The following is a 13402-nucleotide window of genomic DNA, read 5'->3' on the forward strand; positions in this document are numbered from 1 at the left end:
GCCCTGACACCAAGATCAGGACTCCGCCGGGAGCTCCGCCTCCGACCGCGCCGGGGGCACCTCCCGGCGATAGCCGGGGGAGATCGTCAGAGGATACGGCGGGGGAGTACCCCCGAACTCCGGACACACCGCCCGATGATCACACCAGCCACACAGCTTCGTCGGCCGCGGCCGCCACTCACCCGACTCCGTCGCCTCCCGGATCGCCTCCCACAACGCGAGCAGCTTGCGCTCCACCCGCTCCAGATCCGCAACCACCGGGTCGTACGTCAACACGTCCCCACTACCCAAATACACCAGCTGCAGCCGCCGCGGCACCACCTGCTTCAGCCGCCACACCACCAGCGCGTAGAACTTCATCTGGAACAACGCACCCTCGGCGTACTCCGGCCGCGGCGCCTTCCCCGTCTTGTAGTCGACGATCCGCACCTCACCCGTCGGCGCCACGTCCACCCGGTCGATGATCCCCCGCAGACGCAGCCCCGACTCCAGCTCCGTCTCCACGAAGAACTCCCGCTCCACCGGCTCCAGCCGCGTCGGGTCCTCCAACGTGAACCACCGCTCCACCAGCGCCTCGGCCTCCGTCAGCCACCGCGCCAGCCCCGCCCCCTCGTCACCCTCCGGAAACAGCTCCGTCAGCTCCGGCTTCGACTCCAACAACCGGTCCCACTGCCCCGGAACCAACGCCTTCGCCCGCGGCGCCGTCCGCTCCTGCGCCGGATGATCGAAGAGCCGCTCCAGCACCGCATGCACCAGCGTCCCGCGGGTAGCAGCGGCACTGGGCTTCTCCGGCAACCTGTCGATCACCCGGAACCGGTACAGCAACGGGCACTGCATGAAATCGCTCGCCCGCGAAGGAGAGAGCGAAGAAGGCGCCACAGCGCTCCGCGCATCGGCATCGGCTGCGCCAGGCACAGCACCAGGGCTCGTCGTCATGCACAAAACCCTACGACCCACCACCGACAGGACGCGCATACCATCGACGATGACCCCCCTCGCACTGCATGATCGGAGCATCACAACCCGCTACCGCACCACCCCGTACGCGAACAGAACACAGAACAGAACACACTGGAACCACCAGCACCGAACGAAGGACAACCGTGGCAGACACCGACGAAACCGGCGAGCGCGCAGGCAGCCGCTCCGGACCGGGCGGCGGACTCCTCATGGGCCGCCCCTTCGGCGTACCCGTCTACGTCTCGCCCAGCTGGTTCCTCGTCGCCGCCCTCATCACCTGGGTCTTCGGCGACCAGCTCGACCGCGTCCTGCCCGACCTCGGACCCGTCCGCTACCTCGTCTCCCTCTTCTTCGCCGTCGCCTTCTACGCCTCCGTCCTGGTCCACGAACTCGCGCACACCGTCGCAGCCCTGCGCTTCAAACTCCCCGTGCGCCGCATCCAGCTCCAGTTCTTCGGCGGAGTCTCCGAGATCGAAAAGGAATCCGAGACCCCCGGCCGCGAATTCGTCCTCGCCTTCGTCGGCCCCCTGCTCTCCCTCCTCCTCACCGGAGCCTTCTACCTCGGCATGAAAGCCGTCGACCCGGCCACCGTCCCCGGCGTCCTCCTCGCCGGCCTGATGATCTCCAACCTGCTGGTCGCCGCCTTCAACCTGCTCCCCGGCCTCCCCCTCGACGGCGGCCGCATGCTCCGCGCCGTCATCTGGGGCATCACCGGCAAACCCATGGCCGGCACCGTCGCCGCCGCCTGGGTCGGCCGCGGCCTCGCCCTCGCCGTCCTCCTCGGCCTCCCCCTCCTCACCCACACCGGAGTCCTCGGCAACCGCACCGAGGAAATCGGCGGCATGAACACCGTCATGGACGCCCTGCTCGCCGCCATCCTCGCCGGCATCATCTGGACCGGCGCCGGCAACAGCCTGCGCATGGCCCGCCTGCGCGAACACCTCCCCGAACTCCGCGCCCGCACCCTCACCCGACGTGCCATCCCCGTCGAGAACGCCACCCCCCTCTCCGAAGCCCTCCGCCGCGCCAACGAAGCCGGCGCCCGCGCCCTCGTCGTCGTCGACGGACACGGCGACCCCACCGCCATCGTCCGCGAAACCGCCATCGCCTCCGTCCCCGAACACCGCCGCCCCTGGGTCGCCGTCAGCACCCTCGCCCAAGACCTCACCGACGGCATGAAGGTTTCAGCGGACCTCACCGGCGAAGAACTCCTCGACCACCTCCGCGCCACCCCCGCCACCGAATACCTCGTCCTCGAAACCGGCGGCACCATCTACGGCGTCCTCTCCACCCTCGACGTCGAGAAAGCCTTCGTGAAGGCCATGGCACGGCCCCAGTCCTGAAGCCAATACACTGGTCACATGTCCGAACCGACCGGTGCCGCCCGCCGACGCGGGCCCTTCGAGGTCGGGGACCAGGTACAGCTCACCGACCCCAAGGGCCGCCACTACACGTTCACGCTCGAAGCCGGGAAGAATTTCCACACCCACAAGGGTTCCTTCCCGCACGACGAGCTGATCGGTGCTCCCGAAGGCAGCGTTGTCCGCACCACGGGCAACGTCGCATACCTCGCGCTGCGCCCCCTGCTCCCCGACTATGTCCTGTCCATGCCCCGCGGCGCCGCCGTGGTCTACCCCAAGGACGCGGGCCAGATCCTGGCCTTCGCCGACATCTTCCCCGGCGCACGCGTCGTGGAAGCGGGAGTGGGCTCCGGCTCCCTGAGCAGCTTCCTGCTGCGCGCCATCGGCGACCAGGGCATGCTCCACAGCTACGAGCGCCGCGCGGACTTCGCCGAAATCGCCACCGCCAACGTCGAACGCTACTTCGGCGGACCCCACCCCGCGTGGCAGCTGACCGTCGGCGACCTCCAGGACAACCTGTCCGACACGGACGTCGACCGCGTCATCCTCGACATGCTCGCCCCCTGGGAATGCCTCGAAGCGGTCTCCAAGGCCCTGGTCCCCGGCGGCATCCTCTGCTGCTACGTGGCCACCACCACCCAGCTGTCCAAGACCGTCGAGTCCATCCGCGAGATCGGCTGCTTCGCCGAGCCGCAGCCCTGGGAATCGATGATCCGCAACTGGCACGTGGAAGGCCTCGCCGTCCGCCCCGACCACCGGATGATCGGTCACACCGGCTTCCTCGTCACCGCCCGCCGCCTCGCGGACGGCGTCGAGCCCCCCATGCGCCGCCGCCGCCCCGCCAAGGGCGCCTACGGCGAGGACTACGACGGCCCCGGCAGCGACCGCTCCGCATAACGGCCCCGCAGACCCGACGCAGACCCAACACAAAGGCGCTGTGGCACAGTTCCCCCGACCCACCCGGGAACTGCACCACAGCGCCTTTTCGTTGTCCCGTGCACCAGCCCCGGACCCAGCCGTTCCACCACCCTGTGAGGTGTGGCACGATGCTGGCTCCTCGTCACCCTTCGCACAGGAGACACCCCGCGTGACGCACAGCCACGCCGAGACGGCCCCGCTCCCGCACACCCTGGAGCACAGCCGCACCAGGCCCGTCCACTGGCTCGCCACGGCCACCGCCATGGCAGCCGTCATAGCCGGCGCAGGACTCGTACAGCCCGCCACCGGCACCCCGGCCACCGACACCACCACGACCGCCGCAGAACCGCCCGCGAACGGCCCGCAGGCCACCGCACCCGACCCGGCGGGAGTCACCTACCCCCTCGACTGCAAGGGCGCCCCGCAGACCGTCACCACCAGCGCCCAGGGCGACCTCGACGGCGACCGCCGCCCCGAGACCGTGGCCGCCGTCCGCTGCGACGCAGGCTCCGGCACCCCGCCCCACGCGATCTACGTACTCACCCAGGACCCGGCCCAAGGCGCCCGCCCCCGCGTCGTCGCCACCCTGCTCGACACCGCGAAACGACAGACCGCCACCGAGCTCACCGTGCGCGACGGCCTCGTCACGGCAACCCTCGTCGGCTACTCCTCACCCGACGTGCCCCGCTACAGCCCCGACACGAAACAGCTCGCCAAGTGGCGCTGGCACGACGGAAAATTCCGCCAGGAGCTGACGGACTCGGCCGCCAGGAGTGTTTGAAGCGTCACTCCGCGTCGGGACCGAAGACTTCCACCCTGTCCGAAACGCGCCTTACGTGAATGCAGTCCCCCGGACATTCCTTCGCCGAGTCGACCACGTCCTGGAGCAGCGTCAGCGGAACCGGAGTGGTCGCCCCCGCGTCCTGCAGCAGCTCGTCCTCCGGGCTCTTCACGTACGCCAGACCATCAATGTCCAGCTCGAACACCTCAGGCGCGTACTGCACGCAGATGCCGTCCCCGGTGCACAGGTCCTGATCGATCCAGACCTCGAGCGGCTCGCCGGCCTCGCCGCCGCCGCCCGTCGGAGCCTCCTGCTGCACGGTCATATCTCCTGCCGTTCCCTGCGCTGAGTGATCCATCCCGGTCACGACCCGCAGCAAGTCGCGCGAGCCCTGGCGGGTGTTGAACAGTTCGACCTTACAACCGGCTGCTTCCCGAGTTTGATGGGTGGGTATTTCCTTGGCGTGAGGGAGTACGCAAGGGTGAAGATCGGACACACCTCTACCGTCTTTGTGATCTAGGGGTTTCAATCACCACCAGCCCAGGTAGGGTCAGGAAGCGTCCAGCTCCCCTTGGAGGAGGTGAGGACCGTGGCAGCCCACGACGACGACATCAACCGCGGCATCCGGCCCGCGCGAGGGTCCGAGGACCCCGCCGGCCAGGTTGCCTATCTCGAGCAGGAAATCGCCGTCCTGCGACGAAAGCTCGCCGACTCTCCGCGACACACGAGGATTCTCGAAGAGCGGATCGTCGAGCTCCAGACAAATCTGGCCGGCGTATCCGCACAGAACGAACGACTCGCGAATACCCTCCGTGAGGCCCGAGACCAGATCGTGGCCCTCAAGGAAGAAGTCGACCGGCTCGCACAGCCGCCGGCCGGTTTCGGTGTCTTCCTGCAAGCCAACGAGGACGGCACCGTCGACATCTTCACCGGAGGCCGAAAGCTCCGCGTGAACGTCAGCCCCAGCGTCGACCCGGAAGACCTCCGGCGCGGCCAAGAGGTCATGCTCAACGAGGCCCTCAACGTGGTCGAGGCCATGGAATTCGAGCGGGCCGGGGACATCGTCACCCTCAAGGAGATCCTCGAGGACGGCGAGCGCGCCCTGGTCGTCGGGCACACCGACGAGGAAAGGGTGGTGAGGCTCGCCGAGCCGCTCCTGGACATCACCATCCGCCCCGGCGACGCCCTCCTGCTCGAACCCCGCTCCGGCTACGTCTACGAGGTCGTCCCCAAGAGCGAGGTCGAAGACCTGGTCCTCGAAGAGGTCCCGGACATCGACTACGACAAGATCGGCGGCCTGGGCGACCAGATCGAGCTGATCCGCGACGCGGTCGAGCTCCCGTACCTCTACCCCGACCTCTTCAAGGAACACGAACTGCGGCCCCCGAAGGGCATCCTGCTCTACGGCCCGCCCGGCTGCGGCAAGACGCTCATCGCCAAGGCCGTCGCCAACTCCCTTGCCAAGAAGGTCGCCGAGGTGACCGGACAGGCCCAGGGGAAGTCGTACTTCCTGAACATCAAGGGCCCCGAACTCCTCAACAAGTACGTCGGCGAGACCGAGCGGCACATCCGCCTCGTCTTCCAGCGGGCCCGCGAGAAGGCCAGCGAGGGCACCCCCGTCATCGTCTTCTTCGACGAGATGGAATCCCTCTTCCGCACCCGCGGATCCGGAGTCAGCTCGGACGTCGAGAACACCATCGTCCCCCAGCTCCTCGCCGAGATCGACGGGGTGGAAGGCCTGGAGAACGTCATCGTCATCGGCGCCTCCAACCGCGAGGACATGATCGACCCGGCCATCCTGCGCCCCGGCCGCCTCGACGTGAAGATCAAGATCGAGCGTCCGGACGCCGAAGCCGCGAAGGACATCTTCGCGAAGTACCTCAAGGCCTCGCTGCCCCTGCACACGGACGACCTGTCCGAACACCAGGGCTCCACGGCCGGCACCGTCCACAGCATGATCCAGACCGTCGTCGAGCAGATGTACGCCGAAACCGAGGAGAACCGCTTCCTCGAGGTCACGTACGCCAACGGCGACAAGGAAGTCCTCTACTTCAAGGACTTCAACTCCGGCGCGATGATCCAGAACATCGTCGACCGGGCCAAGAAGATGGCGATCAAGGCCTTCCTCGAACACAACCAGAAGGGCCTGCGGGTCTCCCACCTGCTCCAGGCTTGCGTGGACGAGTTCAAGGAGAACGAGGACCTGCCCAACACCACCAACCCGGACGACTGGGCCCGCATCTCCGGAAAGAAGGGCGAGCGGATCGTATTCATCCGCACCCTCGTCACCGGAAAGCAAGGCGCGGACACCGGACGCTCCATCGACACGGTGGCAAACACCGGTCAGTACCTCTGACAAAGCGGGGCGGCTGCGGATGCCCTCCCCGGGCATCCGCAGCCGACTGCTTTACCCCACCCCTTTACCGGCCTCTTTTCAGCCGGTGACGAGGCGGATCCAATGACGGAAATGATCTCCCCACGAGCGCGCAGTGGTTCTAGGCTCTTCCGTACCGCCGGACGCGCAGTGCGGGGACGGGCACCGCACAGGCACACGCACCGGAGCACCAGCGGTACTTGAGCGCCGCTCCCGAAAGGGGAGCGCCGCCGGGCAAGGAGGGCCGCATGACCGTACGGCGAGTAATGGGGATCGAGACGGAGTACGGGATCTCCGTCCCGGGGCACCCGAACGCCAATGCCATGCTCACCTCGTCCCAGATCGTCAACGCCTACGCGGCGGCGATGCACCGGGCGCGACGCGCCCGCTGGGACTTCGAGGAGGAGAATCCGCTGCGGGACGCCCGCGGCTTCGACCTCGCCCGCGAGGCCGCCGACAACAGCCAGCTCACCGACGAGGACATCGGCCTCGCCAACGTCATCCTCACGAACGGCGCACGGCTCTACGTCGACCACGCACACCCCGAATACAGCTCGCCCGAGATCACCAACCCGCTCGACGCCGTCCTCTGGGACAAGGCCGGCGAGCGGATCATGGCCGAAGCGGCCGTCCGCGCCGCCCAGCTCCCCGGCGCCCAGCCGATCCACCTCTACAAGAACAACACCGACAACAAGGGCGCCTCCTACGGCACGCACGAGAACTACCTGATGAAGCGGGAAACCCCCTTCTCGGAGATCGTGCGCCACCTGACCCCCTTCTTCGTCTCGCGACAGGTCGTGACCGGCGCGGGACGCGTGGGCATCGGCCAGGACGGCCGCGACCACGGCTTCCAGATCAGCCAGCGCGCCGACTACTTCGAAGTCGAGGTCGGCCTGGAGACCACCCTCAAGCGCCCCATCATCAACACCCGCGACGAACCCCACTCGGACGCCGAGAAGTACCGCCGGCTCCACGTGATCATCGGAGACGCCAACCTCTCCGAGATCTCCACGTACCTCAAGCTCGGCACGACCGCCCTGGTCCTGTCCATGATCGAGGACGGGTTCATCAACGTCGACCTGGCCGTCGACCAGCCCGTGCGCACCCTGCACCAGGTCTCCCACGACCCCGACCTCCAGCACCTGATCACGCTGCGCAGCGGCCGGACACTGACCGCGGTGCAACTCCAGATGGAGTACTTCGAGCTGGCGCGGAAGTACGTGGACGAACGTTTCGGGTCGGACGCGGACGAGCAGACCAAGGACGTGCTGGGCCGCTGGGAGGACGTACTGGGCCGGCTGGAGAGCGACCCGATGAGCCTGTCCGGGGAGCTGGACTGGATCGCCAAGCGGGAGATCCTGGAGGGCTACCGGCGCCGGGACGGGCTGGAGTGGGACGCGGCGCGGCTGCACCTGGTGGACCTCCAGTACTCGGACGTACGGCCCGAGAAGGGCCTCTACAACCGCCTGGTGGCCCGCGGCAAGATGAAGCGCCTGGTGGAAGAGCCGGCGGTGGAGCGGGCTCAGAGCAAGCCTCCGGAGGACACCCGGGCGTACTTCCGCGGCCGCTGCCTGGAGCAGTACGCGGACGACGTGGCCGCGGCGTCCTGGGACTCGGTGATCTTCGACCTCCCCGGCCGGGACTCGCTCCAGCGGGTCCCGACGCTGGAACCCCTGCGGGGGACCCGCAACCACGTCAAGGAGCTCCTGGACCGCTGCCGCACGGCGGAGGACCTGGTGCGGGTGCTTTCGGGGCAGTGAGCGGTGCCCGGGGGGCCTGAAAGGCCTCCGGTCCGGGAATCATGAAGAGAACCGGACGTTGTTCCGCGAGCTTTTGAACAAGTGCGGGGACGAATGTCGGACCCTCCCTATAGGGTCCGGCATAGGGTCTGATCTTGAGAGATCCCGAATCCCGGGGTCTCTCGACATGAGCGTGCGAACCGAGCGGGGTGAGGTAGACATGGCGACCAAGGACACCGGCGGCGGACAGCAGAAGGCGACGCGCTCGACCGAGGAGGTCGAGGAGGCGGCGGTCGAAGAATCGACCGACCTCAAGGAGCGCCAGGAGAAGCTCTCCGACGACGTCGACTCCGTACTTGACGAGATTGACGATGTCCTCGAGGAGAACGCCGAGGATTTCGTTCGGAGTTTCGTACAAAAAGGTGGCGAATAGCCTTCGAATCCAAGGTGAACTCGCCAGCATTGGCTTCATGTCCAATGGAACGAAGTGGTGTCGTGGCTGCAGCCGGGACGTGCTGCTGAGCGGGTTCGCCCTAGACCGCAATCGTGGCGATGGCCTTCAGCCGAGGTGTCGTGAGTGCGTGGCCGAGTACTGTGCCGCGCACTACCGGCGCCGTCAGGCGGATAGGGGCAAGGTCGTCAAAGAGAAGGTGGATGTCCCGTCCGGCCACAAGCTCTGCCGGCTGTGCGGTGAGGTCAAGCCGCACAGCGAGTGGCACAAGAACGCGTCGGCGTCTGACGGCTTATCCACTCGATGCAAGGCGTGCAAGGCCATTCAGGGCCGGGCTGGGCACTTGAAGCGTTCGTACGGCATCACCGAGGCTCAGCGCGACGAGATGATCGGTGCTCAAGGCGGGGTCTGCGTGATCTGCCAAAAGGCTCCGGCCGAGCACGTTGATCACGATCATCAGACGGGTAAGGTCCGAGGCGTACTGTGCTTCAGCTGTAACGCAGCCCTGGGGCAGTTCAAGGATCGGCCGGACGTCATGAGGCGTGCAGCCGCTTACGTGGAAGGAAACCTGTGGAACCCAACACTCGTAGCACAGGGCGTCTACCGGCAGCCTTCCTGACGCCGGGGTCGTCGTCCTTCATGGACTTCCTGGGCGCGCACTCGCCCGAGATGCTGCCCGGCAACCGCAAGCTGCCGGAAGGCGTGATCGAGGCGCCGCACGGGACGACCATCGTCGCCGCCACCTTCCCCGGCGGGGTGGTCCTCGCCGGTGACCGGCGGGCGACCATGGGGAACATGATCGCGCAGCGGGACATCGAGAAGGTGTTCCCCGCCGACGAGTACTCCGCCGTCGGCATCGCCGGTACGGCCGGCCTGGCCGTGGAGATGGTCAAGCTGTTCCAGCTGGAGCTGGAGCACTTCGAGAAGGTGGAGGGGACGACCCTCTCCCTGGAGGGCAAGGCCAACCGGCTCTCCACCATGATCCGGAGCAATCTGGGGATGGCCATGCAGGGCCTGGCCGTCGTGCCGCTGTTCGCGGGGTACGACGAGGCCAAGGAGAAGGGCCGGATCTTCTCCTACGACGTGACCGGCGGCCGCTCCGAGGAGCACGGTTACGCCGCCACCGGTTCCGGTTCGATCTTCGCCCGGGGCTCCATGAAGAAGCTCTTCCGCCCCGATCTGACGGAGGAGCAGGCCACCACCCTGGTCGTCCAGGCGCTGTACGACGCCGCCGACGACGACTCGGCGACCGGTGGGCCGGACCTGTACCGCCACATCTACCCGATCGTCACCGTGATCACGGACGAGGGGTTCCGCAGGCTGACCGACGACGAGTCGCAGGAGCTCGCCCGTACGGTCACCAACCGTCGGCTGGAGCAGCCCGACGGCCCGCGCGCCGCCCTGCTCTGACCATCCGTCGCCCCGTAGGAGCCCAGAAGAAAGGGACGGACAGCCGGTGTCGACTCCGTTCTATGTGTCACCCCAGCAGGCCATGGCCGACCGGGCGGAATACGCCCGCAAGGGCATCGCCCGCGGTCGCAGCCTGGTCGTGCTGCAGTACGCCGACGGCATCGTGTTCGTCGGCGAGAACCCGTCCCGTGCGCTGCACAAGTTCAGCGAGATCTACGACCGGATCGGCTTCGCGGCCGCCGGCAAGTACAACGAGTACGAGAACCTGCGGATCGGTGGTGTGCGGTACGCGGATCTGCGCGGGTACACCTACGACCGCGACGACGTGACGGCCCGTGGGCTGGCGAACGTCTACGCGCAGACGCTCGGCACCATCTTCTCCTCGGCCGGCGAGAAGCCGTACGAGGTGGAGCTGGTGGTCGCGGAGGTCGGTGCGACCGCCGCGGGCGACCAGATCTACCGGCTGCCGCACGACGGGTCGATCGTGGACGAGCACGGTTCGGTCGCGGTCGGTGGCAATGCCGAGCAGATCAGTACCTTCCTGGATCAGCGTCACCAGGACGGGATGACCCTGTCCGAGGCGTTGAAGCTGGCGGTGCAGGCGCTGTCCAGTCAGGCGAACGGTGCGGACAAGACGATTCCGGCGGAGCGGCTGGAGGTCGCGGTGCTGGACCGGACGCGTGCGCAGCAGCGCAAGTTCAAGCGGATCCGGGGTCGGCAGCTGTCGCGGTTGCTGGAGGCGGACGTGACGGCGGCGGTGCAGGCCGATGCCGTGTCGAACGACGAGGCGCCGGAGGACGACGCCGAGTAGGCGCAGTGCGTGAGGGGCCCCGGTTCGCCGTTCTCGGCGGGCCGGGGCTTCGTCGTGTCCGGAGGCGCCTGCGGTCGGCTACGGCGTGGGGGCGGGGCCCGTGGAGTCGCGGACGACGAGTCGGACGGGGATGTCGGGGGCGGTCCAGGCGGTGCCTTCCAGGACGGCGAGGAGGGCGGTCATGCCTTGTTCGCCGACGCGTTCGGCGGGGAGGTGGACGGTGGTGAGTTCGGGTTCGACGGCGGTGGCGAGGGCGAGGTCGTCGAAGCCGGTGACGGAGAGGTCTTCGGGGATGCGCAGGCCGAGGCGGCGGGCGGCCTTGCAGGCGCCGGCGGCGAGGATGTCGTCGTCGCAGACGATGGCGGTGGGGCGGTCCTGGGGGGTGGCCAGGGCGGTCTCCGTGGCCGTACGGGCGGCGTCGACGGTGAGGGGGGCCCGTACGGTGCGCAGCTCGGTGTCGGGGCCCAGGAGGGCGGTGAGGGCTTCGGCGCGGGTGTCGAAGGTCCAGGAGTCGACGGCGGAGGCGAGGTGGAGGAAGCGGCGGTGGCCGAGGGCCAGGAGGTGTTCGGTGACCTGGCGCATGCCGTCGGCCATGGCGAGGTTGACGTGGGCGGCGGCGGTGTCGGCTGCGGGGTCGCTGTCGAGCATGACGAGGGGGAGGGTGTTGCCGCCGATGGCGTCGAGGGTGTGGGCGGCCATGGAGGAGGCGATGACTCCGTCGAGGGCGGCGCGGGCGGAGGCGAAGGGGTCGCGGGCGGGGCCGGTGCCGTCGGGGGAGGGGTAGAGGACGACGCCGAAGCCGTGTGCGGCGGCGACGCGGGCGGCTCCGGTGTAGACGCGGGCGAAGAATTCGTTGGTGAGGGCGGGGACGACGAGGAGGGCGGTGCGGGTGGTGCCGAGGCGGAGGTTGCGGGCGGCGAGGTTGGGGCGGTAGCCGAGGCGGGTGGCGGTTTCGCGGACGTGGGTGGCGGTGCGTTCGGAGACGCGGCCGGGCCATTTGTCGCCGAGGACGAGGGAGACGGTGGCCTGGGAGACCCCGGCGGCGGTGGCCACGTCGCGGCTGGTGGGTCTCGTCACAGGGGACTCCTGAAGTGCGAGGTCGGGGGGTGTGGTGGGGTCCGCGGGGTGGACCGGCGGACTGCGGCCATGGTACGTATGAGCGGTCACGTTATACGTATTACTTGGATGGCTCCCGGCTGGATCCGGGCAGAAGGTGGGGCGGAGATGGCCGCGGGATACGCGGAGCTGCTGAGGACCAGGCACGCCGCGAGGCTGCTGGTGGGCACGCTCGTGGGCCGGCTGCCCAATGCCACGGGGCCGATCGCGATCGTGTTGTTCACGCGTGCCGAGGGCGGCAGCTACAGCCTGGCGGGGGCGCTGGCCGCCGTGTACGGGCTGGCGAACGCGGTGGGTCAGCCGCTGCTGGGGCGGGCCGTGGACCTGTTCGGGCAGCCGCGGGTGCAGCTGCCGGCGGCTCTGGTCTCCGCACTGGGCATGGTGTGGCTGGCGTTCGCGGGTACGGGGTCCGCGGTGGCCGCGTACGCCGCGGTGGTGGTCGCGGGGCTGTTCACGCCGCCGCTGGAGGGCGGGCTGCGGGCGCTGTGGCCGGGGGTGCTGGGCGGTCGTGAGGAGAAGGTGCACGCGGCGTACGCGATGGATGCGGTGGCCCAGGAGGTCATGTTCACCGTCGGTCCGCTGCTGGTGACGCTGTTCGTGGCGATGTGGTCGCCGGCGGGGGCGCTGCTGGCGCTGAATGCGATCGGTGTGTTGGGCGCGCTGTCGGTGGTGGTGAGCGAGCCTTCGCGGAAGTGGCGTTCGGAGCCGCGGGAGGCGCATTGGCTGGGGGCGTTGCGTTCGCGGGGGCTGCTGGCGCTGCTGGGTGCGTTCTTCTTCGTGGGCATGGCGCTGGGTTCGATCACGGTGGCGGGTGTGGCGTACGCGGATGATCACGGCGGTCAGGCGGTGTACGGCTGGCTGATGGCGGCGCTGGGGCTGGGTGCGCTGATCGGTGGGGTGTTCTACGGTGCGCGGCAGTGGGCCGGTGCGCCCGAGCGGCGGCTGCGGCTGCTGGTGGCTCTGCTGGCGGTCTGCTACCTGCCGCTGATGCTGGTTCCGGGCGCGGTGGCGATGACGGGGTTGTCGGCGCTGTCGGGCGTGTTCCTGGCGCCCGCGTTGGCGTGTGCGTTCATCGTGGTGGACCGGCACGCTCCGGCGGGCACGGTGACGGAGGCGTTCTCGTGGCTGGTGACGTTCTTCGGGGTGGGTGCGGCGATCGGTACGGCGGCTGCGGGGCCGGCGGTGGAGCTCGGTGGTACCGCGGCGGGCTTCGGTGTGGCGAGCGTGGCGGGCGGTTCGGCGCTGTTGGTCCTGATGGTCACTCAGCGGGTGTTGGCAACTGGCGGGCGCAGTCGTGCGGTGGCGGGTTCGTCCGACGGTGTGTCGGAGGTGGCTCCTGACGTGCCGTCGGAGGTGTCGTCGGCGTCCTGATCGGTGGGTGCGCCGGATGGGCCGATCGGGCCGTGATCGGGGCGTCGATCGGCCCGCTGACGGGAGCTGATCGAAATGGCGCTCCCGAACCCGGTTTCAGAAGAGGGCAG

13 protein-coding genes are annotated in these 13402 nt (G+C 68.6%); 10 read left to right on the forward strand and 3 right to left on the reverse strand.

Annotated features, from left to right (window positions below):
- Positions 1-15: 15 nt before the first annotated feature.
- Entirely contained in the window at positions 16-936 is a 921-nt protein-coding gene (locus OG386_RS33270) for a RecB family exonuclease (RefSeq protein ID WP_327386295.1), read from the reverse strand.
- A gap of 68 nt (positions 937-1004) precedes the next feature.
- On the opposite strand from OG386_RS33270, the gene OG386_RS33275 reads away from it, so the two are divergent.
- The 3 genes from OG386_RS33275 (at position 1005) to OG386_RS33285 (ending at position 4020) form a co-directional block, all read left to right on the forward strand.
- Positions 1005-2303 carry a site-2 protease family protein gene (locus tag OG386_RS33275; protein ID WP_384830852.1) on the forward strand — a complete coding sequence of 433 codons (1299 nt, stop codon included), beginning with the start codon at positions 1005-1007 and terminating at the stop codon, positions 2301-2303.
- Between the two features lie 18 nt (positions 2304-2321).
- A complete protein-coding gene (locus OG386_RS33280) occupies positions 2322-3218 on the forward strand; it encodes a tRNA (adenine-N1)-methyltransferase (RefSeq protein WP_030016358.1) in 897 nt (298 codons plus the stop codon).
- A gap of 190 nt (positions 3219-3408) precedes the next feature.
- Positions 3409-4020 carry a hypothetical protein gene (locus OG386_RS33285; RefSeq protein ID WP_327386297.1) on the forward strand — a complete coding sequence of 204 codons (612 nt, stop codon included), beginning with the start codon at positions 3409-3411 and terminating at the stop codon, positions 4018-4020.
- Between the two features lie 4 nt (positions 4021-4024).
- Here OG386_RS33285 and OG386_RS33290 read toward each other — a convergent pair whose 3' ends face one another.
- A complete protein-coding gene (locus tag OG386_RS33290) occupies positions 4025-4345 on the reverse strand; it encodes a ferredoxin (RefSeq protein ID WP_030016354.1) in 321 nt (106 codons plus the stop codon).
- A gap of 264 nt (positions 4346-4609) precedes the next feature.
- Here OG386_RS33290 and arc point away from each other — a divergent pair, with 264 nt between their 5' ends.
- The 6 genes from arc (at position 4610) to prcA (ending at position 10805) form a co-directional block, all read left to right on the forward strand.
- Positions 4610-6376 (forward strand): proteasome ATPase, encoded by a 1767-nt coding sequence (arc, locus tag OG386_RS33295; RefSeq protein ID WP_030655926.1) that lies wholly within the window; start codon positions 4610-4612, stop codon positions 6374-6376.
- A 266-nt stretch (positions 6377-6642) separates the two neighbouring features.
- A complete protein-coding gene (gene dop, locus OG386_RS33300) occupies positions 6643-8154 on the forward strand; it encodes a depupylase/deamidase Dop (protein WP_327386298.1) in 1512 nt (503 codons plus the stop codon).
- Positions 8155-8353: 199 nt separating this feature from the next.
- Complete coding sequence (locus OG386_RS33305) at positions 8354-8566, forward strand: ubiquitin-like protein Pup (RefSeq protein WP_030233608.1); 213 nt, start codon at positions 8354-8356, stop codon at positions 8564-8566.
- Between the two features lie 37 nt (positions 8567-8603).
- Positions 8604-9203 (forward strand): endonuclease VII domain-containing protein, encoded by a 600-nt coding sequence (locus OG386_RS33310; protein ID WP_328791146.1) that lies wholly within the window; start codon positions 8604-8606, stop codon positions 9201-9203.
- Positions 9155-9994 carry a proteasome subunit beta gene (gene prcB, locus OG386_RS33315; protein WP_030016344.1) on the forward strand — a complete coding sequence of 280 codons (840 nt, stop codon included), beginning with the start codon at positions 9155-9157 and terminating at the stop codon, positions 9992-9994. The genes OG386_RS33310 and prcB overlap by 49 nt, the downstream gene beginning before the upstream one ends.
- Before the next feature lie 46 nt (positions 9995-10040).
- Complete coding sequence (gene prcA / locus OG386_RS33320; RefSeq protein WP_030016342.1) at positions 10041-10805, forward strand: proteasome subunit alpha; 765 nt, start codon at positions 10041-10043, stop codon at positions 10803-10805.
- A gap of 78 nt (positions 10806-10883) precedes the next feature.
- Here the strand turns inward: prcA and OG386_RS33325 are convergent, their stop codons facing one another.
- Complete coding sequence (locus OG386_RS33325; protein ID WP_328791147.1) at positions 10884-11882, reverse strand: LacI family DNA-binding transcriptional regulator; 999 nt, start codon at positions 11880-11882, stop codon at positions 10884-10886.
- A 147-nt stretch (positions 11883-12029) separates the two neighbouring features.
- Between OG386_RS33325 and OG386_RS33330 the strand changes: the two genes are divergently transcribed.
- Positions 12030-13292, forward strand: a complete 1263-nt coding sequence (locus OG386_RS33330; protein WP_328793465.1) for an MFS transporter — start codon at positions 12030-12032, stop codon at positions 13290-13292.
- Positions 13293-13402: the final 110 nt, after the last annotated feature.

The organism is Streptomyces sp. NBC_00273, assembly GCF_036178145.1.
Taxonomy (GTDB): Bacteria; Actinomycetota; Actinomycetes; order Streptomycetales; family Streptomycetaceae; genus Streptomyces.